Origin of the sequence: Zoogloea sp., assembly GCF_041908905.1 — a bacterium.
GTDB lineage: Bacteria > Pseudomonadota > Gammaproteobacteria > Burkholderiales > Rhodocyclaceae > Zoogloea.
Genome location: NZ_JAYREK010000002.1, coordinates 253,948 through 280,220 on the forward strand (window position 1 = coordinate 253,948; position 26,273 = coordinate 280,220).

At 68.3% G+C, this 26,273-nt stretch carries 25 protein-coding genes; 12 read left to right on the forward strand and 13 right to left on the reverse strand.

Annotated elements, in window-relative coordinates; all coding sequences use genetic code 11:
• Window positions 1–44: 44 nt before the first annotated feature.
• From ACE3OU_RS02945 to ACE3OU_RS02965, 5 genes are read left to right on the forward strand one after another with little or no spacing between them, the layout of a single operon-like run.
• Window positions 45–1,598 carry a response regulator gene (locus ACE3OU_RS02945; RefSeq protein ID WP_374240038.1) on the forward strand — a complete coding sequence of 518 codons (1,554 nt, stop codon included), beginning with the start codon at window positions 45–47 and terminating at the stop codon, window positions 1,596–1,598.
• Entirely contained in the window at window positions 1,595–1,909 is a 315-nt protein-coding gene (locus ACE3OU_RS02950; protein WP_374240039.1) for a hypothetical protein, read from the forward strand. Before ACE3OU_RS02945 ends, ACE3OU_RS02950 begins: the two co-directional genes overlap by 4 nt.
• Entirely contained in the window at window positions 1,906–2,745 is an 840-nt protein-coding gene (locus ACE3OU_RS02955; protein WP_374240040.1) for an HDOD domain-containing protein, read from the forward strand. The genes ACE3OU_RS02950 and ACE3OU_RS02955 overlap by 4 nt, the downstream gene beginning before the upstream one ends.
• A gap of 4 nt (window positions 2,746–2,749) precedes the next feature.
• The gene (locus tag ACE3OU_RS02960) at window positions 2,750–4,111 is read left to right on the forward strand and encodes an ATP-binding protein (protein WP_374240041.1); all 1,362 of its coding nucleotides are present in this window, start codon (window positions 2,750–2,752) and stop codon (window positions 4,109–4,111) included.
• Window positions 4,108–5,415 carry an HD domain-containing phosphohydrolase gene (locus tag ACE3OU_RS02965; protein WP_374240042.1) on the forward strand — a complete coding sequence of 436 codons (1,308 nt, stop codon included), beginning with the start codon at window positions 4,108–4,110 and terminating at the stop codon, window positions 5,413–5,415. The genes ACE3OU_RS02960 and ACE3OU_RS02965 overlap by 4 nt, the downstream gene beginning before the upstream one ends.
• A gap of 12 nt (window positions 5,416–5,427) precedes the next feature.
• Here the strand turns inward: ACE3OU_RS02965 and ACE3OU_RS02970 are convergent, their stop codons facing one another.
• From ACE3OU_RS02970 to ACE3OU_RS02985, 4 genes are all read right to left on the reverse strand, one after another.
• Window positions 5,428–7,566, reverse strand: coding sequence for a putative bifunctional diguanylate cyclase/phosphodiesterase (locus ACE3OU_RS02970; RefSeq protein WP_374240043.1), 2,139 nt, complete (start codon window positions 7,564–7,566; stop codon window positions 5,428–5,430).
• A complete protein-coding gene (locus ACE3OU_RS02975; protein ID WP_374240044.1) occupies window positions 7,563–8,006 on the reverse strand; it encodes an Hpt domain-containing protein in 444 nt (147 codons plus the stop codon). The genes ACE3OU_RS02970 and ACE3OU_RS02975 overlap by 4 nt, the downstream gene beginning before the upstream one ends.
• A gap of 90 nt (window positions 8,007–8,096) precedes the next feature.
• Complete coding sequence (locus tag ACE3OU_RS02980; protein ID WP_374240045.1) at window positions 8,097–8,714, reverse strand: YfiR family protein; 618 nt, start codon at window positions 8,712–8,714, stop codon at window positions 8,097–8,099.
• Window positions 8,702–10,705 (reverse strand): TonB-dependent receptor plug domain-containing protein, encoded by a 2,004-nt coding sequence (locus ACE3OU_RS02985; protein ID WP_374240046.1) that lies wholly within the window; start codon window positions 10,703–10,705, stop codon window positions 8,702–8,704. The genes ACE3OU_RS02980 and ACE3OU_RS02985 overlap by 13 nt, the downstream gene beginning before the upstream one ends.
• Window positions 10,706–10,904: 199 nt before the next feature.
• Between ACE3OU_RS02985 and ACE3OU_RS02990 the strand changes: the two genes are divergently transcribed.
• From ACE3OU_RS02990 to proB, 6 genes are all read left to right on the forward strand, one after another.
• Window positions 10,905–12,623, forward strand: coding sequence for a glutamine--tRNA ligase/YqeY domain fusion protein (locus ACE3OU_RS02990; RefSeq protein ID WP_374240047.1), 1,719 nt, complete (start codon window positions 10,905–10,907; stop codon window positions 12,621–12,623).
• Between the two features lie 213 nt (window positions 12,624–12,836).
• Window positions 12,837–13,610 (forward strand): hypothetical protein, encoded by a 774-nt coding sequence (locus ACE3OU_RS02995; protein ID WP_374240048.1) that lies wholly within the window; start codon window positions 12,837–12,839, stop codon window positions 13,608–13,610.
• Window positions 13,611–13,697: 87 nt separating this feature from the next.
• A complete protein-coding gene (gene rplU / locus ACE3OU_RS03000; RefSeq protein WP_374240049.1) occupies window positions 13,698–14,009 on the forward strand; it encodes a 50S ribosomal protein L21 in 312 nt (103 codons plus the stop codon).
• A 12-nt stretch (window positions 14,010–14,021) separates the two neighbouring features.
• Entirely contained in the window at window positions 14,022–14,285 is a 264-nt protein-coding gene (rpmA, locus tag ACE3OU_RS03005; RefSeq protein ID WP_374240050.1) for a 50S ribosomal protein L27, read from the forward strand.
• Between the two features lie 85 nt (window positions 14,286–14,370).
• Window positions 14,371–15,549: a GTPase ObgE gene (obgE, locus tag ACE3OU_RS03010; RefSeq protein WP_374240051.1), complete on the forward strand. Its 1,179-nt coding sequence runs from the start codon at window positions 14,371–14,373 to the stop codon at window positions 15,547–15,549.
• Entirely contained in the window at window positions 15,530–16,648 is a 1,119-nt protein-coding gene (proB, locus tag ACE3OU_RS03015) for a glutamate 5-kinase (RefSeq protein ID WP_374240052.1), read from the forward strand. Before obgE ends, proB begins: the two co-directional genes overlap by 20 nt.
• Before the next feature lie 146 nt (window positions 16,649–16,794).
• Here proB and ACE3OU_RS03020 read toward each other — a convergent pair whose 3' ends face one another.
• The 4 genes from ACE3OU_RS03020 to ACE3OU_RS03035 form a co-directional block, all read right to left on the reverse strand.
• Window positions 16,795–18,009: a porin gene (locus ACE3OU_RS03020; protein ID WP_374240053.1), complete on the reverse strand. Its 1,215-nt coding sequence runs from the start codon at window positions 18,007–18,009 to the stop codon at window positions 16,795–16,797.
• A gap of 266 nt (window positions 18,010–18,275) precedes the next feature.
• Entirely contained in the window at window positions 18,276–18,590 is a 315-nt protein-coding gene (locus tag ACE3OU_RS03025) for a c-type cytochrome (RefSeq protein WP_374240054.1), read from the reverse strand.
• Window positions 18,591–18,828: 238 nt separating this feature from the next.
• Complete coding sequence (locus tag ACE3OU_RS03030; protein WP_374240055.1) at window positions 18,829–20,562, reverse strand: autotransporter assembly complex family protein; 1,734 nt, start codon at window positions 20,560–20,562, stop codon at window positions 18,829–18,831.
• A 20-nt stretch (window positions 20,563–20,582) separates the two neighbouring features.
• Window positions 20,583–21,584, reverse strand: coding sequence for a class 1 fructose-bisphosphatase (locus tag ACE3OU_RS03035; protein ID WP_374240056.1), 1,002 nt, complete (start codon window positions 21,582–21,584; stop codon window positions 20,583–20,585).
• Between the two features lie 135 nt (window positions 21,585–21,719).
• On the opposite strand from ACE3OU_RS03035, the gene ACE3OU_RS03040 reads away from it, so the two are divergent.
• Entirely contained in the window at window positions 21,720–22,979 is a 1,260-nt protein-coding gene (locus ACE3OU_RS03040; RefSeq protein WP_374240057.1) for a D-amino acid dehydrogenase, read from the forward strand.
• Between the two features lie 285 nt (window positions 22,980–23,264).
• Here the strand turns inward: ACE3OU_RS03040 and ACE3OU_RS03045 are convergent, their stop codons facing one another.
• The 5 genes from ACE3OU_RS03045 to ACE3OU_RS03065 all read right to left on the reverse strand — a co-directional run bounded on the left by ACE3OU_RS03045 (window position 23,265) and on the right by ACE3OU_RS03065 (window position 26,271).
• Window positions 23,265–23,642 carry a DnaJ family domain-containing protein gene (locus ACE3OU_RS03045; protein ID WP_374240058.1) on the reverse strand — a complete coding sequence of 126 codons (378 nt, stop codon included), beginning with the start codon at window positions 23,640–23,642 and terminating at the stop codon, window positions 23,265–23,267.
• 36 nt (window positions 23,643–23,678) lie between these two features.
• Complete coding sequence (locus ACE3OU_RS03050) at window positions 23,679–24,170, reverse strand: hemerythrin domain-containing protein (RefSeq protein ID WP_374240059.1); 492 nt, start codon at window positions 24,168–24,170, stop codon at window positions 23,679–23,681.
• A gap of 102 nt (window positions 24,171–24,272) precedes the next feature.
• Window positions 24,273–24,722, reverse strand: a complete 450-nt coding sequence (locus ACE3OU_RS03055) for a ClpXP protease specificity-enhancing factor (protein WP_374240060.1) — start codon at window positions 24,720–24,722, stop codon at window positions 24,273–24,275.
• A gap of 80 nt (window positions 24,723–24,802) precedes the next feature.
• Window positions 24,803–25,399 carry a glutathione S-transferase N-terminal domain-containing protein gene (locus ACE3OU_RS03060; RefSeq protein WP_374240061.1) on the reverse strand — a complete coding sequence of 199 codons (597 nt, stop codon included), beginning with the start codon at window positions 25,397–25,399 and terminating at the stop codon, window positions 24,803–24,805.
• 104 nt (window positions 25,400–25,503) lie between these two features.
• Window positions 25,504–26,271 carry a cytochrome c1 gene (locus ACE3OU_RS03065; protein WP_374240062.1) on the reverse strand — a complete coding sequence of 256 codons (768 nt, stop codon included), beginning with the start codon at window positions 26,269–26,271 and terminating at the stop codon, window positions 25,504–25,506.
• Between the last annotated feature and the right edge of the window lie 2 nt (window positions 26,272–26,273).

The window sequence follows — 26,273 nt, forward strand, 5'->3', positions numbered from 1 at the left end:
CGACGGCCCGACGAGGCCGGCCTGCCGGCGCATCTGGAGCTCTGATGGAACACCCTCGTACCCCCGCGGCGACCCCGCCCCCTCTCCTTTACCAGGCCCGTTTCGACTGCCGGAGCGGCCTGCTGAGCGGTGTCCGCGCCAGCCTCGCGGGCGCCGACGATGCCGATGGCGCCCTGCTCGAGAACCTCTCGGCGGCGGGCCTGCAGGCGGTACGGGAAGCCTGCAGCCGGGTGGCCGGGTGGTCGGGCACCGACGGACGTCCGCTCACCCTGACCCTCGGCGGGCATGTCGAGGTGCTGTGCCTGCCGGAGTTCGCAACCCAGCTGCACGCCCTGCTCCTCGAGACCCGGCTGCCGCCGCGCTGCCTCGAGCTCGACATCGTGACGCCCTACGGCGACATCTCCGAAGCCGGCGAACGGGCCCTCCAGCAACTCAAGAACTGCGGCATCCGCTTCACCCTCGGGGCGACCAGCCCCGCCTGCGCCCACCTGGCGTGGACCCGGCGCCTGCTGCCCCTCGACGCGGTCGAGGTGCCGAGCCGGCTGGTCGAGGACGTCGCCGCCGACCCGGAGGGCGTGGCCATCATCCGGGCCCTGGTGATCCGCGCCCACAAGCTCGGGCTGAACGTCTGCGCCCGGGACGTCAGCTCGCCCCACACCGCGTCGGTGATGGCTGCCACCGGCTGCGACCTGCTCCAGGGCCCGCTGTTCGGCGCCGCCATGCCGGCCGCCGAGTTCGAGGCCACCCTCGCCGCCGACCGGCGCCTGGACCCGGCCTATCTGCGCGGCCCGCGCCCCGAGCGCACCCTGCTGCTGGTGGACGACGAGGAGAACATCCTGTCGTCGCTGCGCCGCCTGCTGCGCCGGGACGGCTACACCATCCTCACGGCCACCGGCGGCCAGGCGGCCCTCGAGCTGCTCGCCTCCAACCCGGTGGACGTGATCATCTCCGACCAGCGCATGCCCGGCATGACCGGCGTCGAGTTCCTGCGCAAGGCCAAGGACATGGACCCGGACTCGGTGCGCCTGATGCTGTCGGGCTACAGCGACCTGCAGTCGGTCACCGACGCGATCAACGAAGGGGCGATCTACAAGTTCCTCTCCAAGCCGTGGGATGACGCGCTGCTGCGGGCCAACATCGACGAGGCGTTCCGGCGCAAGCTGCTGGCCGACGAGAACCGCCGCCTGGCCCACGACCTGAAGGAGGCCAACGAGGCCCTGGCCCGCGTGAATACCCAGCTCCAGGGCCTGCTGGCCGACCAGCAGCGCAGGCTGCGCATGGAAGAGGCGGCCCTCGGCATCGCCCAGGAAGCCCTCGCCGTGGCCCCGCTGCCCCTCATCGGCATCGACCCCTCCGGCATGATCGCCCTCGCCAACGGCGCCGCCAGCCGGCTCTTTCCGGAGCGCAGCCCGCTGATCGGCCAGGGCGCCGACGAGGCCCTGCCGGCCGCCCTGGCGCCGCTCCTCGACGGCAGCGCCCGCCAGGTGGAGCTGGCCGGCGACGGCCTCTCCTTCCGGGTGGAAGCCTACCCCCTCGGCGGCGAGGGCGCGGAACGCGGCCTGTTGCTGAGCTTCCAGGACGCGGGGAGCCGCTCATGAACACCCGCGCCCCCGTCCCGATCGCCGACGTCAAGCCCGGCACCTCGCTGGCCGAAGACCTGCGGGACGCCGCCGGCGCGCTGCTGCGCCCGGCGGGCTACGTGCTGGCCGAAGCCGACCTCGAGAACCTGCTCCGCCGCGGCATCGAGACCCTCTGCATCGTCACCCCCGGCGACAGCGCCGAGGACGCCCGCCTGCGCGAAGCGGCCCGGGTGCGGGTACTGCACATCTTCCGTCACTGCGCCGAGGCTCCGGAAGCCCAGGCGCTGCTGCACGCCGTACTGGCCTTCCGGCAGGAACACTTCCGATGACCCACCCCACCCTTGCCGAAATGACGGCCCGGCTCCACAAGCTGCCGGCGATGCCCGTCGTGGCGGCAGAACTGCTCAGCAGCCTGGCCAGCGATGACACCGAGGTGGACGCCCTGGCCCGCCGCATCGCCCAGGACCAGGCCATCGCCGCACGGGTGCTGCGGGTGGCCAACTCGCCCTTCTACGGCCTGCAGACCCAGGTCGGCTCGATCCGCGACGCGATCGTCGTGCTCGGTTTCTCGACGGTGCGCTCGCTGGTGCTCACCGCGACGGTGGTCAGCGGGCTGCCGGCGGGGCGCTGCCCGGGCTTCAGCCAGGAGCTCTTCTGGCGCCACGGGCTCGGCGTCGCGGTGGCCGCGCGGGCCCTCGCCCGGAAGCTCGGGCGCCGGGCCGACGAGCTGTTCATCGCGGGCCTGCTCCACGACATCGGCCGGCTGGCGATGGTGGTGGTCGCCCCCGAAGACTACGCCGAAGTGATCGCCACCTCGCGGGCACAGGACTGCACCCGGCAGGAGGCCGAGATGAGCGTCTTCGGCTACGACCACGCCGCAGTGGGTGCCGCCCTCGCCCAGCGCTGGAACTTCCCCCCCGAGATCCACGACGCCCTCGCCTTCCACCATGCCCCCGCCGGCGGTGCGCCGGACGGCCCGGCGGCCCTCATCCATTACGCCGACGCCATCGCCAAGGCCCTCGACCTCGACGGCGAGGAGGACACGCAGCTGCCCCGCCTCGACCCGGCGACCATCGTCGCCCTGGACCTCGACCAATCCAGCCTGGCCCAGGTGCTGAGCGAAACCCAGGCGGGCTTCGACAACTGCCGCCTGCTGCTTGGATAGATCCATGGACACCTCGGCCTACCCGCTCTCGTCCAGCCGCTTCCCGATCGCCGATGCCCTGGCCCACGGAGTGCTCCTGCATCGGGACGGCCGGATCATGTTCGCCAACCAGGCCTTCTCCCGACTCACCGGCTACGCCCCGGACGAGCTGGTCAAGCTGGACTTCTGGACGCTGTTCCCCCCCGGCCTGAAGGAACAGGTGTGCGGGCAGGGGCAGGCCGGGGCCGCGCCGGCCAGGTACGAGACCCTCCTCCAGTTGCGCGGCGGCGAGGCGCGCTGGGTCGAGCTGACCCTGGCACAGAAGGAGATCCAGGGCGCCGACACGACCCTCTGCAGCCTCATCGACATCACCGAGCGCCGGCGCGCCAGGGAGGCGCTCAGCCAGGTGCACGCCGAGCTCAAGGCCCAGTTCGAGCTCAGCACCACCGAACTGCAGCAGGCCAAGGCCCGGCTCGAAGACGACCTTGCCCGCCGCGAGGCCGCCGAGCTGGAGCTGCTCAAGCGCTACGCCGAACTCACCGAACTCAACTGCCTGCTCCACGACACCCAGCAGCAGCTGGTGCAGTCCGAAAAACTCGCCTCCATCGGCCAGCTCGTCGCCGGCGTGGCCCACGAGATCAACAACCCGATCGGCTACGTCCGCTCCAACATCGGCAGCCTGCAGGACTACGTCACCCGCCTGTTCGAGGTGCTCGACGCCTACCAGGCCGAGGAAGCCGCGCTGCCCGAGGCCGCCCGCGCCAACATCAACAAGGCCAAGCAGGCGGCCGACTTCGACTACCTCCGCGACGACATCCAGGACCTCATCCGCGAATCGGCCGAGGGCACCGAGCGGGTGCGCAAGATCGTCCAGGATCTGCGCGACTTCTCCCGCAGCGACACCGGCCAGCAGTGGCAGGCCGCCGACCTGCACCAGGGCCTCGAGAGCACCCTCAACATCGCCAGCAACGAGATCAAGTACAGGGCCGACGTGGTGCGCGAGTACGGCCAGCTGCCGCTGGTCGAATGCCTGCCGTCCCAGCTCAACCAGGTCTTCATGAACCTGTTCGTGAACGCGGCCCAGGCGATTCCCGACGGGCGTCGCGGCACCCTGCGCATCCGCACCGGCCACGACGGCGAGCAGGTCTGGATCGAGATCGAGGACAACGGCTGCGGCATCGCCCCCGAGGCCCTGGCCCGCATCTTCGACCCCTTCTTCACCACCAAGCCGGTGGGCAAGGGCACCGGCCTCGGGCTGGCCCTGTCCTACGGCATCATCCAGAAACACCACGGCACGATCACCGCCAGCAGCACCCCCGGCAGCGGAACCACCTTCCGCATCACCCTCCCCGTGCATCAACCTGTCGAGTCCGGAAACCCAGCATGACAGCCACCCCCACTTCGCCCGCCGAAGCCGCCGCCTTCACGATCCTGTGCGTGGACGACGAACCCAACATCCTGTCGGCCCTGCGCCGCCTGTTCCGGCCCCAGGGCTACGCCGTACGGGTGGCCAACGGCGGCGTGGAAGGCCTGGCGGTGCTGGACGCCGAGCAGGTGGACCTCATCATCTCCGACATGCGCATGCCGGGGATGGACGGCGCGGCCTTCCTGGCCGAAGCGCGCAAGCGGCAGCCCGACGCCGTGCGCCTGCTGCTGACCGGCTACGCCGACATGGGATCCACCATCGACGCGATCAACGGCGGGCAGATCGCCCGCTACATCTCGAAACCCTGGAACGACCAGGACGTCCTGCTCACCGTCCGCGAGGCCCTCGAACGCCGCGCCCTCCAGAACGAGAAGAACCGCCTGGAGGCGCTCACCAAGGCCCAGAACGAAGAGCTGCGCAGCCTCAACGCCAGCCTCGAACAGAAGGTCGAGGCGCGCACCGCCGAGTTGCGCAACGCCCACGAGAAGCTCAAGCAGAACTTCCTGACCTCGATCCGGGTGTTCTCCAACCTCATCGAGCTGCGCGAGGGCGGCACCGTCTGCGGCCACTCGCGGCGCGTCGCCGACGTGGCCCGCAAGCTCGCCGTCAAGCTGGGCCTCAAGCCGAACGACGTGCAGGACGTGATGCTGGCCGGCCTGCTCCACGACGTGGGCAAGATCGGCCTGCCCGACGAGCTCCTGGCCAAGCCGCTGTCCCACATGAGCGGCGACGAACTGGGGATCTGGCGCAAGCACCCCACCGCCGGGCAGAACGCCCTGATGGGCCTCGAAAACCTGCGCCAGGCGGCGGTGTACATCCGCGGCCACCACGAGCGCTGGGACGGCCAGGGCTACCCGGACGGCCTGTCGGGGCTGACCATCCCGTATGGCGCGCGGATCATCGCGGTGGCCAACGACTTCGACGGGCTGCAGGCCGGGCTGTTCTCGCCGCGCCGCCTCAAGCCGGAGGAGGCCATCACCTTCATCCAGCAGAACCGTGGCAAACGCTACTGCCCCCAGGTGGTGGACGCCTTCCTCGAGGTGATGGGCGCGAGCGACCAGGTCTCGCCGGCTGGCCACGAGATCGGCACCAGCGCCCTCCGGCCGGGCATGGTGCTGGCCCGCGACCTGGTGGGCAAGGACGGAGTGATGCTGCTGGCGGCCGACTTCGTTCTCGACGAGAGCCTGATCCGCCAGCTGCGCGAACTGGAAGCCAGCGAGGGCACCCGCCTCAGCATCGCGGTCCGCCCCGCCCAGGGCGCCTGACGCCCTGGCGCCTCAGCCCGACGGCACGGCCACCCGCTGGGGCAGGATCTCGACCCCGCCGGCCAGCAGGTGCATCAGGGCCTGGCGCGCCATCGGCCGGGCGAACAGGTAGCCCTGGATCAGGTGACAGCCCCGTTGCTGCAGGGCCTCGAGCTGGGCGGGCGTCTCGACGCCCTCCGCCACCACGTCCATGCCCAGGCTGCGGGCCAGGCCGATCACCGCCTCGACGATCGCCAGCCCCTGGCTGTCGTGAAGCTCGCCGATGAAGCTGCGATCGATCTTGAGGGTGTTCACCGCCAGCCGGCGCAGGTAGGCCAGCGACGAGTAGCCGGTGCCGAAATCATCCACCGCCACCCGGATGTCCATCTCGCGGAGCTGGGCCAGGGTGGCGGTGGCGTAATCGAGGTCGCGCATCAGCACCGTCTCGGTGAGCTCGAACTCGATGCGCGACGGCGGCACCCGCGCCGCCTCGAGCACCGCGCGGATGGTGGGGATCAGCTGGGGGTCCATGAAATTGACCCCCGACAGATTGATGCTGACCCGGAAATCCGGCGGCAGCGCGTCGCCCATCTGGGCGATGTCCGAACACACCTGCTCGATCACCGCCCGGGTCAGCGGCACGATCATGCCGGTCTCCTCGGCCAGCGAGATGAACTCCGGCGGCGGCACCGTGCCCCGCGCCAGGTGGGCCCAGCGCACCAGGGCCTCGGCCTTGGCGATGCGCCGGCCGCGCACGTCAACGATGGGCTGGTAGAAGACCTGCAGCTCCTCCTCGCCGATGGCGCGGCGCAGGTCACCCTCCAGGGTGAAGCGCAGGAAGGCCGCCACCTTCATCTCTTCGGAGAACAGCGCGACCTGCTCGCCAGGCGCCCGCTTGGCCCGGTTGAGGGCGGTCTCGGCCGCCTTCAGGAGCGCGTCGGCTTCCGTCGCGTGGTCGGGCATCATCGCCACCCCGATCCGCGCCGCAAGGGTGATCTCCTGCCCCGGCACCCGGATCGGTGCCCGCACCACCGCCAGCAGGCGGTAGGCGCGCTCGAGCACCTCCTCGACCGGCCCCACGTCGCTGATCAGCACCCCGAACTCGTCGGCCGCCAGGCGCGCCACCTTGAGGCGCGGCAGGCCGCCGCCCCCGGCGGGCTCGGCGGGGGTGCGGTCGCCCATGCTCTCGCGCAGGCGGTGGCCGATCACCTGCAGCACCTGATCGCCCCGCTCCGGGCCGAGGCTGTCGTTGATGCGGCCGAATCGGTCGATGTCCAGCACCATCACGGCGCAGGCGCTGTCGTTGCGCAGGCTGCGGGCCACCGCAGCGAGCAGGCTCTCGCGGAAGAACTCCCGGTTCGGCAGCCCGGTGAGGGGGTCGAAATAGGCCAGCTGGCGGATCCGCCGCTGGGTGTCCACCTGCTCGGTGATGTCCTGCACGCTGCCTTCCAGCAACAGGCCGCTGCCACCGGCAGCCGGCTCGGCCGTCTCGAGCAGGGTGCGGACGCTGCCGTCGGGCCACACCACGCGGTAGGTCAGCTGGTAGCCGACGCCCTTCGCGGCGGCCTTCAGCGCTGCCTGCACCATCGGCCGGTCGGGACCATAGACGTGGTCGAGCAGGGCCTCCATGAAGGCGCCGAAGGTCTCGGCCTGCTGCCCGAACAGGCGGTAGTACTGAGCCGAACGCTGCACCCGCCCCTCGCTCACGAACCACTCCCAGCTGCCCAGCCGGGCGATGCGCTGGGCGCTGGAGAGGCTCTCCTTGTTGCGGACGAGCTCCTGCATGACCTGCGCCGAGCGCAGCACGTAGCGGATGCGGAAACGCAGCAGGGTCCAGTTGATCGGCTTGGAGATGAAGTCGGTGGCGCCGACCTGGAAGGCACGCTCCACCGACTCGCCGTCGTCGAGCCCGGTGAGCATGATGATCGGCACCAGCTGCCCCTCGGGGCGGGCCCGCAGGTGCTGGCACACGTCGAAACCGCCGAGGCCGGGCATCATCACGTCGAGCAGCACCAGGTCGGGGCGCTCGGCATCGAAGAGCGCCAGGGCCCGCAGGCCGTCCTCGGCCTCGACGCTGGTGTAGCCGCCCTCCCGCAGCGCCTCCGACGCCATCAGGCGGGTCAGCGGGTCGTCGTCGACGATCAGGACGTGCATCTTGCGGGTCCGGGTCATGGCAGCCCCGCCGCTTCGAGGGTACGAAGCTCGTCGGGGCCGAGCAGCCCCTCGTCGAGGAAGGCCTGGCGAACGTCCCGCCAGGCCCGCGCGATCCCCGCTCCGTCGTCGGGCGCGAGGGGCAGGCCCGCCTTGAGGCGCGCCTCGAGCCGCCGCGCCAGGGAGCCCAGGCCCAGGGCCCCCATCGCCGTGGCGGACGACTTCATCCGGTGGAGCAGCCAAGCGAGGGCCTGCCGGTCGCCCTGGGCGAACGCGGCACGCACCTGCCCCACGTTACGCCCCATCTCCGCAACGAAAACCCCCAGCAAGCGCTTGAGTACCGGCGAATCCCGCCGCCGGCCGACCCCCGGCAGGCCGAGCAGCACCGTCAGGTCGAGCACGACGCCGGCCCCGCAGGCGGCGGACGACGAATCCGCGGAAGCGCTGGCGGTGTCTGGCATCGGGGTGGTCTCCATAAGAACTTTGGCTGATTTTTGAGCATATCAACAAAAATGCTGCAACGCGCGCCAAGTTCGGAACGAAGACACGATTCAGGGCGCCCGAACCCCATAGACGCTCCGGGCAAGGCGCAGCAACTGGGCGCTGGCGCGCAGGCCGTCCCGGAGCAAGGACGCCTGGTTGATCTCGAAGCGCACACGGCCCTCCTCGGTAACCAGCCCGATGCTGCCGCCGGCCTCGGCAAAACCGTCGATATCGCTCACCAGCAGCAGCCCCCGGTTGAACAGCAGCCGCAGCAGCCCGCCCACCCGACGTTCTTCGGAATCGGAGATGAAGACGATGTGGCACTCCCCCGCCTGGTCGACCCCTTCGAGCTGGCGCACGCGCACCTCGCGGCCGTTCACCTGGCGCCCCTCGAGCCCGACCAGCGCCCCGCCGAAGGGGTCGCGGCCGAGCACGCAGACCCGCAACGGCTGCGTCGCCGACAGTCGCGCCGCCGGCCACTCGACGTAGCGGGCGAAATTGAGCAGATAGGCGGCCTTGATCTGGTATTCCGCCGACGGCGTGGCAACGGCCGCAGGCGCGCCCGCCAGACACAGCAGCACCACGCACAGGCTCCACAGCCAGGCGCCGGGCCAGCCCGGCGCGGCAGCCCCGCCGGAGCCCGTCCCACCGGGCAGCAACATCGCCTTCGGAGTCAGAAACGCCATATTCCCTGGACGTAGCCGCGACGGGGCTGATAGCTCAACTGGCTGGGAAAGTAGTCCGAGGCATACTCCAGGTGCCGCTGGTCGAAGAGGTTCTGACCGACCACCGCCAGATCGAAATTCCGCCTGACCCGCCAGCCATAGCGGGCATCGACGCTGATATAGGCCGGCACCCTGCCGGCCTTCACCTCTCCGACCCGCCGCAGCATCAGGTCGAACTCGTGGCCGGCGCCCGGCGACCACAGGGCATGGATGCTCCCCCAGTGATGGGGCGCGCCCCCCTCGAGGGCGACACTGGAGGCGCTGGCGGCCGGATCGGCGTAGCGCCGGGCCTGGGTATCGAGCACGGTATAGCTCGCCTGGAGGCGCAGGGTAGCGCTGAGGCTCAGGTCGGCCGCCAGTTCGAGGCCGGTGGTGCGGGCGTTGCCGAAGTAGCTCCGGAAGAACTGCTGGACCGGCAGCGGGAACCCGGGCACTGGATACTGCGGCCCCGCCGGGTCGGTAAGCGAAGCGTTCAGCCGGCGGTAGTCGTGGTGGAACAGCACCGCCTCGACGCTGCCATTGGAGAGGGTGCGGCGATAGCCCAGCTCCAGCGCATCGACGCGCTCGGCCTTCGGCTTGAAATAGGGGGCCGGCTGGGAGCGCAACACCAGCGCCGGGAAGGGCGACGTCGGCGGCAACGACTGCACGCCGAGCAACGCCGTCGCCGCGACCTCGCCGATGGACGGCGTGCGGGACGCCCGCGACCAGTTGAGCCACAGGCTGTCATCCGTCGTCGGCGTCCACATCAGGCGTGCGGTGGGCTGGGCTTCGAAATGGGAGATCGTCGAATGCTCGAAGCGCGAGCCGAGGGTGAGCATCCAGGTCTTCGGGACCAGGCTGATCTCGTCCTGCACGAAGGCGCTGGCGATCCGGTATTCCGAGACCCGATCCTGAAAGGCGAAAGCGGGCGAAGTCGCAGCGACATCCAGGCGGTTATAGCGCAGCCCCAGGCCCCACATCAGGTCGTGGCGCCCCATCGGCGCCAGGGCGTGCTGGAAGTCGACGTCGACGACATCGGACCTGCCCTTGCCCTGCGTCGAATTGAGCAGGTAGTCGGCGTGATCCGCATAAGCCTGCAGGGTCGCATCGCCGCCCGCCATGGCCCAATTGCGGCGCGCCAGCAGGTTGCCGCCCGAGAACTCGAAGGCGATCGGATAAATGCCAGTCGGGTCGAGAACGGCGGGGATCGGCAGGATCTCCCTGCTGCTCTGGCGGTAGCCGTTGCCCGCGACCGTCCACCCGGCCTCGCCATCGATGCGGAAGCCGGCGAGCCAGCCCCCTACCTTGTCGCCGGCCCTGTCGCCCTCCGCCGTCTCGGAACGCTCGAGGTCGCGCCCCTTGGCGAACACCCGCATGGCGCCGACGCCCCCCAGATCCACCCCCTGGCGGACCGCCGTCGCCACGCCACCCTGGCTGTCCGCCGCGACCGAGACCAGGCCGCCCCGCGTCGCGGTAGCCTTGCGGGTGACGATGTTGATGACGCCATTGACCGCGTTCGCCCCCCACAGGGAAGCGCCCGGTCCGCGCACCACCTCGATGCGCTCCACGTCCTCGATCAGGATGTCCTGGGCCTCCCAGAACACCCCCGAGAACACCGGGTTGTAGATGCTGCGCCCATCCACCTGGACGAGTAGCTTGTTGGCAAAGCGGCCCTGCGCCCCGCGCACCCCCACCGCCCAGCGCGCCGAACCGATCTGCGCCACATTGACGCCCGGCACCTCCCGCAGGGCCTCGGGAATGCTGCGGGCGCCGCTGCGCCGGATGTCGTCGGCCGACAGCACGGTGACCGCCGCCGGGGTATCCGACAGCTTCTGGGCCTTGCGCGAAAGCGTGGCCACCTCCAGCTTGCCCAGATCCTCGAGCGGCAGATCGACGAGGGAAGTCTCGAAAGCCCCCGCCGCGCCCGCCCCGAGCAGGATGGCGAGGAAAAACCCGGTCCGATGACGGCGCATGAATCCACTTCCAATATGTCGATACTGTAGCGTATCGGCACGACCACAGCCGATCTTGAGATTTTTCCCCGGGCGGCCGGCAGGCCCGCCGCCGCGCGCCCATCGCCCGCAAACCTGCAGCGGGCGCGCCTTCGGCTACAATCACAGGTTATTCTTGAATCCGCCGGCACGCCGGCCACGCCCGCCAAGGTAAGACCCGATGACCGCACCAACCTCCCCGGCAGACACCGCCCCCAGCAACTTCATCCGCAACCTCATCGACGAGGATCGCCGCCTCGGCAAGTGGGGTGGCCGTGTCGAGACCCGCTTCCCCCCCGAGCCCAACGGCTACCTGCACTACGGCCACGCCAAGAGCATCTGCCTCAACTTCGGCCTTGCGCAGAGCTACGGCGGCGCCTGCCACCTGCGCTTCGACGACACCAACCCCACCAAGGAAGACCAGGAATACGTCGATGCCATCATCGAGGCCGTCCAGTGGCTGGGCTTCGAGTGGGGCGAGCACCTCTACTTCGCGTCCGACTACTTCGACAAGATGTACGCGATGGCCGAGCACCTCATCACGGTGGGCAAGGCCTATGTGGACTCCCTCTCCGCCGAGGAGATGCGCGCCTACCGCGGCACCCTGTCGGCCCCGGGCAAGGACAGCCCCTACCGCAACCGCAGCGTCACCGAGAACCTGGAGCTCTTCCAGCGCATGAAGGCCGGCGAGTTCCCCGACGGCACCCACATCCTGCGCGCCAGGATCGACATGGCCTCGCCCAACATCAACCTGCGCGACCCGGCCATCTACCGCATCCGCCACGCCACCCACCACCGCAGCGGCGACAAGTGGTGCGTGTACCCGATGTACACCTTCGCCCATCCCATCGAGGATGCCCTCGAGGACATCACCCACTCCATCTGCACCCTCGAATTCGAGGACCAGCGCCCCTTCTACGACTGGCTGCTGGACAACCTGGCCGAAGGCGGTTTCTTCAGCCGGCCGGTGCCGCGCCAGATCGAGTTCGCGCGCCTCAACCTCACCTACGTGGTGCTCTCCAAACGCAAGCTGATCCAGCTGGTCGACGAAAAACACGTCGCCGGCTGGGACGACCCGCGCCTGCCCACCCTGGTCGGCGCCCGCCGCCGCGGCTTCACCGCCGAGGGCTTCAAGCGCTTCGCCGAGCGCATCGGCGTCTCCAAGGCCGACTCGTGGATCGACATGAGCGTGCTCGAGGACTGCATGCGCGAGGACCTCAACGAATCCGCCGAGCGCCGCGTCGCCGTGCTCGACCCGCTCAAGCTGGTCATCACCAACTACCCGGCCGGCGAGACCGAGCGCTGCCACGCCCCCAACCACCCGCTCCACCCCGAGCTCGGCAAGCGCGACATGCCCTTCGGCCGCGAGCTGTGGATCGAGCGCGAAGACTTCATGGAGACCCCGGTCAAGGGCTACCACCGCCTCTACCCGGGCAACATGGCGCGGCTGCGCTACGGCTACGTCGTCAAGTGCACCGGCTGCGAGAAGGACGCCGACGGCAACATCACCGCGGTGCTGTGCGAATACCTGCCCGACTCCAAGTCCGGCACCCCCGGCGCCGACAACTACAAGGTCAAGGGCAACCTGCACTGGGTCTCCGTGGAGCACGCCTACACCGCCGAGGTCCGCCTCTACGACCGCCTGTTCGCCCACGCCTACCCCGGCGCCCGCCGCGAAGGCGACCCGGAAGGCCTCGAACGCGACTTCCTCGACGACATCAACCCCAACAGCCTGCGGGTCATCACCGCCCAGCTCGAACCCGCGCTGCGTGCCGCCCGGCCGGAAGCCCGCTTCCAGTTCGAGCGCCACGGCTACTTCGTCGCCGACCGGGTGGACTCCCGCGACGGCGCGCCGGTGTTCAACCGCACCGTCACCCTGCGCGACACCTGGAAGAAGTAAGCCCGCGGCGGCCCCGGCCCCCGCAAGAGCAGCGGGCCGGCCGCCAACGGCAGGCCCGATCCATCCATGGGCCCGGTGCGGACGGACGCCGTCACCGGGCGTCTGATCTGTGAACATGCGTCAGTTTTGAGGTCTGATCGACCCAAGTTTGCGATGTGCGGAGCGGCCCCGCCCTAAAATCCGCTGCAGTACCGTCTCCAAGCCCGCTCCACCATGAACTCCCTATCCAGCAACGCTCCGCAACCCCACCCCCCCAGGGGCATCTCCGCGGGCCAGACGCTCCTGTGGTTCGCGGCCGGCGTCGCCGGGATGTTCCTGCTCGTCTCCGCGATCTTCGCCGTCAAGCTGGCGATGCAGGGCCAGCTGCCCTTCACCACCACGGCCTCCGCCCCCCGTCCGGTGGCAACGGCGACGCCCCCGGCCAGCGCCGCGACGCCCCCCATCCCGGCGGCCGGCACAGCCGCCGCGCCGGGCGGTAGCGACTTTGAATCCGGCTCCGACGGCATCCTCCCCCCCGAAGCCGCCCACCTCTCGAAGGTCAGCATCGCCGCCACCCCCGCGCCGGTCCAGACGGCGGCACCCACCCAGGCGGCCACGACCGCCGCGATGCCTGTGGCGACGGCAAGCACAGCGGTCGCCGCACCAGGCGCCGACCCCGCCATCGGCAGGCAACTGCAAGCCTGGGCCGAGGCCTGGGAGGGCAAGGCCATCGACGACTACCTCCAGCACTACGCTTCCGACTTCCAGCCCGCCGGCAAGCTGAGCCACCCCGACTGGCTTGCCCAGCGCAGGCAGCGCCTGGCCCGTCCGGGTACGATCAGCGTCGAAATCAGCGAACTCGACATCCGGCAGAGCGGCGACACCGCCAGCGCCCGCTTCGTCCAGACCTACCGCGCCAGCGGCCAGACCCTCACCGACCGCAAGACCCTGGAACTCGTCCGCCGCGACGGCAAGTGGCTGATCCTGCGCGAATACACCGCCGGCTGAGCCGTCAGGCAGCGGCGCATTTGACTCGTCACCCGCGGGCCTATATACTTGCGCGTTTCCTGAAAACCCTTCAATCGGAGTACATCCATGTACGCGGTCATAAAAACCGGCGGCAAGCAGTACCGTGTCACCGCCGGCGAAAAACTCAAAGTAGAACAGATACCGGCTGACGTGGGCTCGCAAATCACCATCGACCAGGTCTTCATGGTCGGCGAAGGCGAGTCGGTCAAGATCGGCACCCCCGTGGTGGCCGGCGCCACCGTCACGGCCACCGTGGTTTCCCACGGCCGCCACGACAAGGTCAAGATCTTCAAGATGCGTCGCCGCAAGCACTACCAGAAGCATCAGGGTCACCGTCAGAACTACACCGAACTTCGCATCGAAGCGATTTCGGCCTAAGGAGAATCCGACATGGCACACAAAAAGGCTGGCGGCAGTTCCCGTAACGGTCGCGACTCAGAAAGCAAACGCCTTGGCGTCAAGCGCTACGGCGGCCAGTTCGTCCTCGCCGGCAACATCATCGTTCGCCAGCGCGGCACCGAATACCACCCGGGCGAAAACGTCGGCATCGGCAAGGATCACACCCTGTTCGCGCTGACCGAAGGCACCGTGCAGTTCACCGTCAAGGGCGCCCAGAAGCGTCGCACCGTGAGCATCGTGCCCGCCGCTGAATAACTTCAGCTCGCACGCACTCAAAGCCCTATCGCTCGATAGGGCTTTTTTTCATTCAGGGCCTGAAAACCCCCAACCGGAAACCCCCATGAAATTTTTCGACGAAGCCCGTATTGAAGTCATCGCCGGCGACGGCGGTAACGGCGCCGCCACCTTCCGCCGCGAAAAATACATCCCGATGGGCGGCCCGGATGGCGGCGACGGCGGCAAGGGCGGCGACGTTTACGCCGTCGGCGACCGCAACCTCAACACCCTGATCGACTACCGCTACAAGCGCACCTTCCTCGCCCAGCGCGGCGAGAACGGCCGCGGCGCGGACTGCTACGGCAAGGGCGGCGACGACATCGAGTTGCGCATGCCGGTCGGCACCATCATCACCGACCAGGAAACCGGCGAAGTCATCGCCGACCTCGACCACGACGGCAAGCGCGTGATGATCGCCAGAGGCGGCCGCGGCGGCCTCGGCAACCTGCACTTCAAGACCAGCACCAACCGCGCCCCGCGCAAGAAGACCATGGGCCAGGAGGGCGAGCGCAAGAGCCTCAACCTCGAACTCAAGGTGCTCGCCGACGTGGGCCTGCTCGGCATGCCCAACGCCGGCAAGTCCACCTTCATCCGCGCCGTGTCGTCGGCCAAGCCCAAGGTGGCCGACTACCCCTTCACCACCCTCGCCCCCAACCTCGGCGTGGTGCGCACCTCCGAGAACCGCAGCTTCGTGATCGCCGACATTCCGGGGCTCATCGAAGGCGCGGCCGACGGCGCCGGCCTCGGCCACCAGTTCCTGCGCCACCTGCAGCGAACCCACATCCTGCTGCACATCGTCGACCTGGCCCCCTTCGATCCGGAGGCCGACCCGGTCCACGACGCCCACGCCATCGTCGAGGAGCTCCACAAGTACGACGAAGCCCTGGCTAGCAAGCGCCGCTGGCTGGTGCTCAACAAGCTCGACCTGATCCCCGACGAAGAAGAGCGCAAGGCCCGCGTGGCCGCCTTCCTCGAAGCCTACGGCCCGGTCGAGCGTCACTTCGAGGTCTCGGCGATCAGCCGCAGCGGCTGCCAGGAGGTCGTGTTCGCGATCCAGGACATCCTCGACGAAGAGAAGGCCCTCGCCCAGGCCGCCGCCGATGCAGCCGCCCGGGAAGCCGCCGAGCGCGGCGAAACCGAAACCATCGACGACGGCTACGACACCGATCACGACGAAGACGACTACGCAGACGACGAAGAGGAAGAGGAAAAGGAAGATCGCGATGAGAACCCGAATCAGTAAGGCCCGCCGCCTCGTCGTCAAGGTCGGCAGCGCCCTCGTCACCAACAACGGCGAAGGCCTCGCCGTCGACGCCCTCGCCGACTGGGCCCGCCAGATCGCCGCCCTGATCGCCGACGGCCGCCAGGTGGTGCTCGTCTCCTCGGGCGCCATCGCCGCCGGCATGCAGCGCCTCGGCTGGACCACCCGCCCCCAGGAAATGCACCAGCTCCAGGCCGCCGCCGCCGTCGGCCAGATGGGCCTCGCCCAGGCCTACGAGAGCGTCTTCGCCCAGAACGGCCTGCACACCGCCCAGATCCTGCTCACCCACGCCGACCTGGCCGACCGCACCCGCTACCTCAACGCCCGCTCCACGCTGATCACCCTGCTCGAACTGGGCGTCGTGCCCATCATCAACGAGAACGACACGGTGGTCACCGACGAGATCAAGTTCGGCGACAACGACACCCTCGGCGCCCTGGTCGCCAACCTGATCGACGCCGAAGCGCTGATCATCCTCACCGACCAGCAGGGCCTGTACACCGCCGATCCGCGCAAGGACCCGTCCGCCACCCTGATCAGCGAGGAGCGCGCCGAAAACACCGCCCTCGAGGCGATGGCCGGCGGCGCCGGCACCGGCATCAGCAAGGGCGGCATGATCACCAAGGTGCGCGCCGCCCAGCGCGCCGCCCGCAGCGGAGCCCACACCTGCATCGCCAGCGGTCGCGAAGCCGACGCGCTGCTGCGCGTCACCCACGGCAAACCGATCGGCACCCTGCTCTACGCCTCCAGCACCCCGCTGGCCGCGCGCAAGCAGTGGCTGGCCGACCACCTGCAGCTGGCCGGCAGCCTGATCCTCGACGACGGTGCGGTCGAAGCCCTGAAGTCGGGCAAGAGCCTGCTCCCGATCGGCGTCACCGCCGTCGAGGGCGAGTTCAACCGCGGCGCCGTCGTCGCCTGCCGCAGCCAGGACGGCCGCGAGATCGCCCGTGGCCTGATCAACTACGCCGCCAACGACACCCGCCGCATCGCCCGCCACAGCTCGGCCGAGATCGAGGACACCCTCGGCTACGTGGAAGAGACCGAACTGATCCACCGGGACAACCTGGTGCTGATCGGCTGACATCCAGCACCAATGCAAAAATGGCCACCCGAGGGTGGCCATTTTTTCGTCTGTCACGCTTCGGGCAAACAGGGCCCACACGGAAGCGTCAACGAAAAACGGGCACCCGAAGGTGCCCGCTGTTTCTAGCTCAGACGAAGTCTGAATTAGAAGGAGTGACGCAGGCCGAGCTGGATACCGTTCAGGCTGGCACCCAGGCCCGAAGCGACGGCGGCGGGGGCAGACGGAGACGTAGCGATACCAACGGAGTTGATACCGAAGTCGTAGTTGGCGTTGTCGTCGTTGTTCAGGTGAGCGTAGACAGCCTTCAGGACGGTACGCTTGGACAGGCTGTGCTCGTAGCCCAGCTCGAACAGCTTGGCGCCGGTGTCCTTGTCAGTGGAGCCGTTCACCTTCAGGTCACGAGCAAAGTAAGCCTGAGCCAGCAGCTTGCCAGCCGGGGTCACGTTGTAGGTAGCGCCAAGACCAAAGACGTTCTGGGTAACGGTGCCGAGGCCGGTCACGTGATCAGCACGGGTGCGGTCGAACAGAGCGCGAACGGAAGCAACGCCGAAGTTGTAGGAGCCACCGACACGGAAGTTGCTGACGTCAGTAGCAGAACCAGCAGCACCAGCGGTCGGGTAGGTACCACCGAGGGAGACGGCGTTGTAGGTCACGGCACCCATGATCGGGCCGTTGTCGTACTTCAGACCCAGGTCGTAACCACGGGTGTTGATCGCGCTGTCAGCGCCGTGGAAAGCCTTGTTCTCGTTGGCGACGTAAGCAACGGTGGCGTTCAGGCCAGCGAAGGTCGGGGAAACGTAGGCAACAGCGTTCTTCCAGCGCTGGTCAAACAGCGAAACGCAGGTGGAGGAACGGCCGCAGTCGGCCAAAGTGGCATCACCACCGGCGTTGGTGCCACCAGTGGAGGCAGCGGTCAGGTGGTTGCCCAGCTTGCCGATCAGGCCGCCGTTGAAGCCGATACCGGTAGCACCGGCGTTGACGTCGATGTCGCCGCCCAGAGCACGGGTCGGGCCGGTCAGGTTACCGAAAACCACGGTACCGAAGCTGCTGCTGGAGACGCCAACGAAGCTGTCACGGGTAGCACCCAGGGTGCCAGCGTTTTCGAAGCCCACGCCGCTTTCGAGCTGGAACACGGCGGTCAGGCCGTTGCCCAGAGCCTCAGCGCCCTTGAAGCCGATGTAGGAAGAGTTGGAGGAAACACGGGTCGTGTTGCCCAGATCGTAGCCATCCTGGACGTTGGAAGCACGAACGACGTCGAAGGTGGCGTCAGCGACACCGTAGACGGTGACGTTGGATTGAGCGAAGGCGCCGGTGGAAGCCAGGCCAGCAACGGCCAGAGCGATCAGTTTCTTTTGCATATGATTCTCCTCTTGATTGAAGACTGGCACGCGCCGCTTTCGCGGGGCCGACCAATTTCACCTCTCTAACGAGAAGTTGAACGCATTGTCCTTGGGACACCAGCCCCCGGCAAGGACGGCGTTGTTTTTTGGATGCGTGTGGCCGGTGGACTGTTGCAAGGGCGCAACAGGGCTCAGCCGCCCTGCCGCACACCCCACCGCCCCCAAAAACACAAAAGCCAGCCCGCGGGCTGGCTTTGATCGGGCGGGCGTTGGAGCCCTGCCGCTTACTTCTGCGCGAGCACCCAGGCCACCAGGGTCTTGGCTTCGGCGGCATTGACCTGCGGGTTGGGGGGCATCGGGACCTGACCCCAGGCGCCGACGCCGCCCTTCTGGACCTTCTCGATCAGCTTGGCCTCGGCGGTCTTGTCGCCCTTGTACTTGGCGGCGACATCTTTGTAGGCGGGGCCGACCAGCTTCTTGTCGACGGCGTGGCAGGCCAGGCAGTTCTTGGCCTTGGCCAGATCGGCGCCGGCGTCGGCGAAGGCGGCGGTGGAGCCCAGCAGGCCGGCGATGGCGGCAACAGCGAACAGCTTCTTCATTGTGATCCCTCTCGGTTCAAGTAAGGAGAATATTAGCGGAGTCTAAACTCCCCGCCGCAACTCTGCCAATCATTCAAGCCAAGCCAGCGAGCCGGCCCGGGCCGCAGATGGTAGCAAAGTCTTAACGCCCCGCGGGCGCCTGGCGTTGACTGTCCGCCGCGAAGTGGAGTTCATCAAGGCGCCGCCGCGACATCCCCCCATCCCGAAACCGCACACGCGCACCGCCCGCGGCAGACACTCAGAATGCGATGGCCACCGCGAACTGCAGCCTCAGCCGGTGATCCCGCTGGCCGTAGGCGAGGTCGACGGCGATGGGCCCGGCCGGACTCTTCCAGCGCGGCCCGATGCCGTAGCCGAGATTCATCTTGAAGAGCTTGCGCTCGTCGTTGGCGTTGCCCGCATCGACGAAGGCCGCGACACCCCAGTTGCCCGCGTACCAATGCACGTATTCGGCGCTGGTGACGGCGAGGTAGCGGCCGCCGACGGTGGCGCTGCCGTCCTTCACACCCAGGCTCTGATAACCGTAACCGCGCACCGTCTGGGCACCGCCGGTGCGGAACAGGAAGTCCTGAGGCACGCCGTCGCGGCTTTCGGCAACGGTGATGCCGCCCTCGGCGCGCAGGATCACCACGTCCCGCCGCTGCACCGGCACGAAGAGCTGGTAGCGGCCGTAAGCCCGCATGAAATTACGATCGGACAGCAGCGCCTGGGAGGCGCCGCCGAGCTGCAGGTTGAGCACCTGTCCGCTGCGCGGATCGAGGATGTTGTCCACGAAGCGGCCGGTCCACGACCAGTTGGCGGTGAGCGCCTTGCGCTGGGTGTCGACGCTGCCATCGGGCGACAGCATCTCGCGCTGGTAGTTGATGGCGAAACGGTTTTCGATGTTGCCGCGGGGGATCGTGCGGACCACACCGAAGGACTGGCGCCGCGTCTGGAGGCCGGCGATGTGGGTATGCTCGACCAGCGCCCCGACGCTGTCGAGGTAGCCGGCGGTAGTCGGCGGCAGGAAGACGTCGGCGTAGGCCAGCTGCCGGCGCTGCTCGATCCGCAGGCCGCTGACCAGGTTGTAGGCCCGGTCGAGGAGGTGGGCGTCGCGATAGCTGGTCTCGAAGCGATAGCCGGTGTTGCTGCTGGCGCCAACGCCGAAGCCGACCCGGCGCGGCTTGGCCTCGGTGACCTGGACCTCCACCGGCGCCGCCTCGGGGGTGGCGGTGTGGCGGTCGATGTCGACGACGACCGACGCGAAATAGGGGGTGTTCTGCAGGGCCGTCTGGTAACGCAGCAGACGCTCCTGGCTGTAGGGCTCGCCGGGTTCCGGCGGCTGGTAGCGCTCGAGCAGCCCGCGGTCGTAATCGGCCAGGCCGCTCACCTCGAGGCGGCCGAAGCGGAAGGCGGGGCCCGAGTCGATCTCGACGCGCAAGCGGGCGCTGGCGCTCTCCGGATCGATCACGGCCTCGCTGTCGGTGATCGCGGCCGCGGCGTAGTCGCGCAGGCTGAGACCGTCGAGGAGCTGCTGTTTGGCCGCGTCCCAGTCGGCCTGCCGGAAGGGCTCTCCGACCGGCAGTGCCCAGGCTTCCCGCAGGGCGGCAAGGCGCCCGTCGACGCCCTCGACGGCACCGCGGAAGTGCAGCTCCACGCCGGTGATGGTAGTGCGCCGGCCAGGCTCGACAACGATCGCGAAGTCGTCGTCGGCGGCATCCCGCCCCTCCACCGACGGCGTGAAGTAACCCTCGGTGGCAAGGAGACTGGCGATCTCCTTGCGCGCACGCCGCAACAGCGCGACCCGCCCCCCCTCATCGAGCCCCTCGCCGGCCTGTTCGCCGATGAAGCCCAGGTGCTTCTCGAGGAGGGGCCGCAGGGCGGAAGGCGCTTCGAGGCTCACCGTGGTGGCGGCCTGCACCGCCCCCGCGGCAAACCACGTGGCCAGCGCGAGCAGCCGCACTCGCCAGCTGCCCGAGATCCTGCGAGGCAAGCGCGTCACCGCCGGGACGCTCAAGCCTCGAGATGGTAGCGGACGACCCGCTCGACCTCGTTCCTGGAGCCGAGCACCACCGGCACACGCTGGTGCAGCTTGGTCGGCACGATGTCGAGGATGCGCTCGCGGCCCGTGGACGCGGCGCCGCCGGCGGCTTCGACGATCATCGCCATCGGGTTGGCTTCGTACATCAGACGCAGCTTGCCGCCCTTGTCCTTCATCTTGCTGTCCAGCGGATACATGAAGACGCCGCCGCGGGTGAGGATGCGATGCACGTCGGCCACCATCGAGGCCACCCAGCGCATGTTGAAATCGCGCTCCCGCGGGCCTTCCTTGCCGGCCTGCAGCTCGGCGATGTAGCGCTGGACGGGCGGCTCCCAGTGACGGGCGTTGGAAGCGTTGATGGCGTATTCCTTGGTGTCCTCGGGAATCGTCATGTTGGGGTGGGTGTAGATGAAGCTGCCCATCTCGCGGTCGAGGGTGAAGCCATGCACGCCATCGCCCACGGTAAGGACGAGCTGGGTGGACGGGCCATACACCGAATACCCTGCCGCCACCTGGGCGGTGCCGGGCTGCATGAAATCGGCCTCGGTGGGCGAGACGACGCCTTCGGGGCAGCGCAGCACCGAGAAGATCGTGCCGACGGAGATGTTCACGTCGATGTTGGAGGAACCGTCGAGCGGATCGAAGAGCAGCAGGAAGCCACCGCGGGGATAGTCGGAGGAGATCGGGCGGATCTCCTCGACCTCCTCGGAGGCCATCGCCGCCAGGTGGCCGCCCCACTCGTTGGCCTGGATCAGGATGTCGTTGGCGATGACGTCCAGCTTCTTCTGGGCCTCGCCCTGGATGTTGTCGCTGCCCGCCTCGCCGAGCACGCCGGCCAGGGCGCCCTTCGAGACGTTGACGGCGATCGCCTTCACCGCACGGGCAACGACCTCGATCAGCAGGCGCAGGTCGGCATCCATCAGCCCCTTACGCTGCTGCTCGATGAGAAATTGGGTGAGCGTGACTCGACGCATGTGGTGGTTCTCCAAAAATGAGCCTCTAAAGTTGCAATTATCGCCCGGATCGCCGGTCGCCGTCGTTTATGATTGCGCACCTCGCATCGCGGCGCTCCGCTGTCGCTCCACCCTGAGTAGGTTTCGCAAGGCATCATGGAAGTTCTGGTGATCGGTGCCGGCCTCGCCGGCATCACAAGTGCGTGGTATCTCGCCCAGGCCGGCTGCAAGGTCACCGTGATCGAGCGGCAGCCCGGCCCGGCGCTCGAGACGAGCTTCGCCAACGGCGGGCAGATCTCGGTGAGCCATCCGGAGCCCTGGTCCAACCCGTCGGCACCCGGCACCATCCTGCGCTGGCTGGGCCGCGAGGACGCGCCCCTGCTGTTCCGCCTGCGGGCCGACGCCGCCCAGTGGCGCTGGGGCCTGTCCTTCCTGCGGGAATGCCTGCCGCGCCGCGCCGCGCGCAACACGGCGGCGATCGCCAGCCTGGCGGTATATAGCCGGCGCGAGCTCCGCGCCCTGCGGGCACAGACGGGCCTGCGTTATGAAGCCCGCGACGCCGGCATCCTGCACCTCTTCGAGAAATCCAGCGAGGCGGCCGATCTGCCCCGCCGGCTGCACGAGCTCGAGGCGCTCGGCATCCACGGCCGCATCCTGGGCCGCGACGAGGCGATCGCACTCGAACCCGCCCTCGCGCCCCTCGGCCACCGCCTCGCCGGCGCCCTGCATGGCCTGGACGACGAGAGCGGCAACGCCCACCTGTTCTGCCGGGGGCTGGCGACCCTGGCGGCGGACGCCGGGGTGCGCTTCGTGTTCGGCACCCGGGTGAGCAGTTTCGACCTCATCCACGGCCGCCTCGCCGGCGCCCGCATCGTGGACAACGCCGACCGCCGGGGGGTGATCGGCGCCGACGCGATCGTGCTGACGGCTGGCAGCTACAGCCCGGGCCTCGTCCGCCCGCTGGGGCTCCGGCTGCCGATCTATCCGGTCAAGGGGTATTCGATCACCGTGCCGGTCCTCGACCCCGAACGCGCCCCGAAGATCAGCCTCACCGATGAATCCCGGCGGGTGGTGTGCTCCCGGCTCGGACAACACCTGCGCGTCGCCGGCACCGCCGAACTCAACGGCTTCGACCTGAGCCCCAACCCCGGACGCAGCGCCGCCCTGGTGCGCTGGCTGGAAGAACGTTTTCCAGGGGCCGCCGACCTGAGCCAGGTCGAGCACTGGTGCGGGCTGCGCCCGGCCACGCCGAGCAACGTGCCGCTGATCGGGCCTGGCGGCATCGACCGGCTCTACCTCAACACCGGCCACGGCACCCTGGGCTGGACCCTCGCCTGCGGCGCCGGGCGGGCCATCGCGGATATCGTGACCGGCCGCCAGCCGGAGCCGGTCTTCCCCTTCCTGAAAGCCCGCTGAGCCTCCACGACGGATGAGGGCGCGGACGGTCGCCGCCGGAAAACACCCGGACACGAAAACCGCCAACTCCATCTCTCGCCGGCAAAGGCGCCGGCTGGATGGCCGCCACATCCAGCGCCTCGTTCTCCGCGGCAGCCACGGGACCGGCCATCCGGATGCACGCCAGCCAGGGATGAAAGGGGATTAGGAAGCCGTCCCGACAGCCACGGCGGTACGCGAGCGGGGTTTCGGGGCGGAAGCCTGGGCGGCGCCCGGCGCGGAGCAAAGCGGCGGGCACACCTGCCCTCACGCCCTCGGCAGGATTTCCTGCGGGGAAGCCCGGGCGGACAGGCGCGCCATGATCGCCGTCGAGACGTGGGACAGGCCCGCCGCCTCGACCCGCAGCAGCAGCTTGGTCATGCGGCGAAGCGTGGCCTCTGGGTCGGAATCTTCGCTTCCAGAGGCAAGGGCTTCGCACAAGGCCCGCAGCTCACGCAATTCGAGGATCGCCGGCGGCACATAACCGGCGTTGCGCAGGATGCGGTTGCTCATGCGCACCTCTGCCGGCACCAGTGCATCGTCGTCGAGTTGGAGCGGTCTGCCTTCGCCGGGCAGGTTGGAGAGTTCGCCCTTTTCGAGGGCGACCCGGATACGCTCTTCAGCCAGTTGATCGAAGAGGCTCACCGGGACACTCCGGGGCTGATGCGGAGCCGGGAAGGCTCAGGCGGGCTGGGATTCGGCCGGCGTGGCAGCCGCCGGCGGGGTGCAGCAGGAGCCCCCCTCCTCGCCGTCTTCCTTGGGCGGATTGCGGATCTCGCCGGTCTCGGTGTCGTAATCGATGCTCTGGATGTAGGACGCGAGGGCAGCGTCCATCGTGGCCACGTGGTTGTCGAACCACAGCGGCAGCTCCTGGATCAGCTGGCGCCCGAGGGCGACGTCGCCCCGCTCCATGCGCTTGCGCACATCGCGGCAGACGGCGAGGACGCGGTCGTGTTCGGCCTTGTGGCAACCTGGGAAACCGATCTGGGCCATCCAGCGGTTTTCCTGGTCGAAGTGTTCGACGCTGTGCGCGATGAAATCGTCCATCGCCGCCAGCAGCTCGGCGCCGGTCACGCCCAGCAGGCGGTTGTAGGCGTCCACAAACTCCACGTGGGTCTGATCCATGGGACCAAGACCAAGGGTGAGTTTTTCCGTCATTTCCATGGCGGCCATGTTCAGAACCTTTCAGACAGAGTATGGGCCCGACTCTACTGGCCAGGCACGCCCCGCGCCCTGCGCCAGATCAACCCGCCGGGCGGCGACGCGAAAAACCGCTCACTTGACCAGCTTGAGATGGCTGCGCCCGCCCTTGGGCGGAGTCGGCTCGGCTTCGGCGCCCTCGGAAGGGGATGCGTCGGCGGACGTCGCTGCGGGCGCCGCTTCGCTTCCGGCGTCGTCATCCGCGAAGGCGCTGGCGCCAACCTCGAAGGCCATGCCGTGACCGTTCTCGCGGGCATAGATCGCCGCGACGTTGTCGACGGGGATGGAGATATTCTGGGCAACGCCCCCGAACCGCGCCTGGAAGGCGATCAGTTCGTTGCCCATCACGAGCCCCTGGGTCGCGTCGGCACTGACGTTGAGCACGATCTGGCCATCCTGGACGAACTGGCGCGGCACCAGGGTCCGGTGATCGACAGCGACGGACATGTAGGGCGTCAGCCCCTGATCGGTGCACCACTCGTGGATGGCGCGGATCAGATAGGGCTTGGTGGAGACTTCACTCATGGAGCGGACCTTCGGGCGGGGAAACGACGGGCACGAAGGCCCGCTCACGGGGCCGCAGGATCAACGGCCCCGGCGATGGCTCAGCGCCGCATCACCTTTTCGGAGGGGGTCATCGCATCGATGAAGCCCTGGCGGCTGAAAATGCGTTCGGCGTACTTCATCAGCGGCGCGGCGGACCGCGGCAGCTCGATGCCGTAGTGATCGAGGCGCCACAGCAGCGGCGCAATGGCGACGTCGAGCATCGAGAACTCGTCGCCGAGCAGGAACTTCTGCTTGGCGAACATGGGGGCCAGCTGGGTCAGCTGGTCGCGCACGTGGGCGCGCTCCTTGTCGGCACCCTTCGGATTCTTCTCGAGGGCTTCGATGTGGGAGAAGAGCTCGAGCTCGAAGGTGTGCAGCAGCTGACGCGCGCGGGCGCGCATGATCGGGTCGGGCGGCATCAGCTGGGGATGCGGGAAACGCTCGTCGATGTACTCGTTGATGATGTTGGACTCGTAGAGCACCAGATCACGGTCAACCAGCACGGGAACCCGGTTGTACGGGTTGATGACAGCGATGTCTTCCGGCTTGTTGAAGAGATCGACATCAATCACCTGGAAATCCATGCCCTTTTCGAAGAGCACGATACGACACCGGTGACTGAAAGGATCTGTCGTTCCGGAATACAAATTCATCATCGTTGTGTTACCCCAAGGATACTCTGAATCACGCACCACGCGCCGGGCGCGTGGTGCGTCTTGCTCAGTTGCGGCAAGAGACTGCATCGGCAGAACCAGGCCGATTAATGAACGTCTTTCCAGTAGTTCTTCTTCAGAAGATAGGAAAGAACGAAGAGGAGACCCAGGAAAGCCAGCACGACCGTGCCGATGGTCTTGCGGGTGTCGGCCATCGGCTCACCCATCCAGACCAGGTAGGAGACGAGGTCGGCGGTGGCCTTGTCGTACTCTTCCTTGGACATCTTGCCGGGCTTGCCCTGCTCGAGGGAGATGGTCTTGACCTTGCCACCGTGACCGTCGTCGGCTTCGGTGACCTTGGCGACCTGCTCACCCTGCAGCTCGTAGAGGACGTGCGGCATGCCGACGTTCTCGAAGATCACGTTGTTCCAGCCGGTCGGACGCTCGCTGTCGCGATAGAAGCTGCGCAGGTAGGTGTACAGCCAGTCGGCGCCGCTGCCGAACTCGGAAGCGCGGGAACGGGCGATCACGGTGAGATCCGGAGGCGCGGCACCGAACCAGGCCTTGGCTTCGTCACGCTGCATTGCGATGCGCATCGGCTCGCCGATCTTCTCGGCGGTGAACATCAGGTTGTCCTTGATCATCTGCTCGGACAGACCGATCTGCTGCAGCCGGTTGTAGCGCATGTAGCTGGCGCCATGGCAGTTCAGACAGTAATTGACGAACAGCTTGGCGCCATTGGCCAGGGCCGCCGGGTCGGTGGACACCGGAGCCTTGTCGAGGTGCAGCTCGGGGCCGCTCGCCACGGCGAGCAGCGGTGCGAAGAGTGCCGTAGCCAGAAGCTTTTTCACGAGACTGATTCCGCGGATTTTCATTT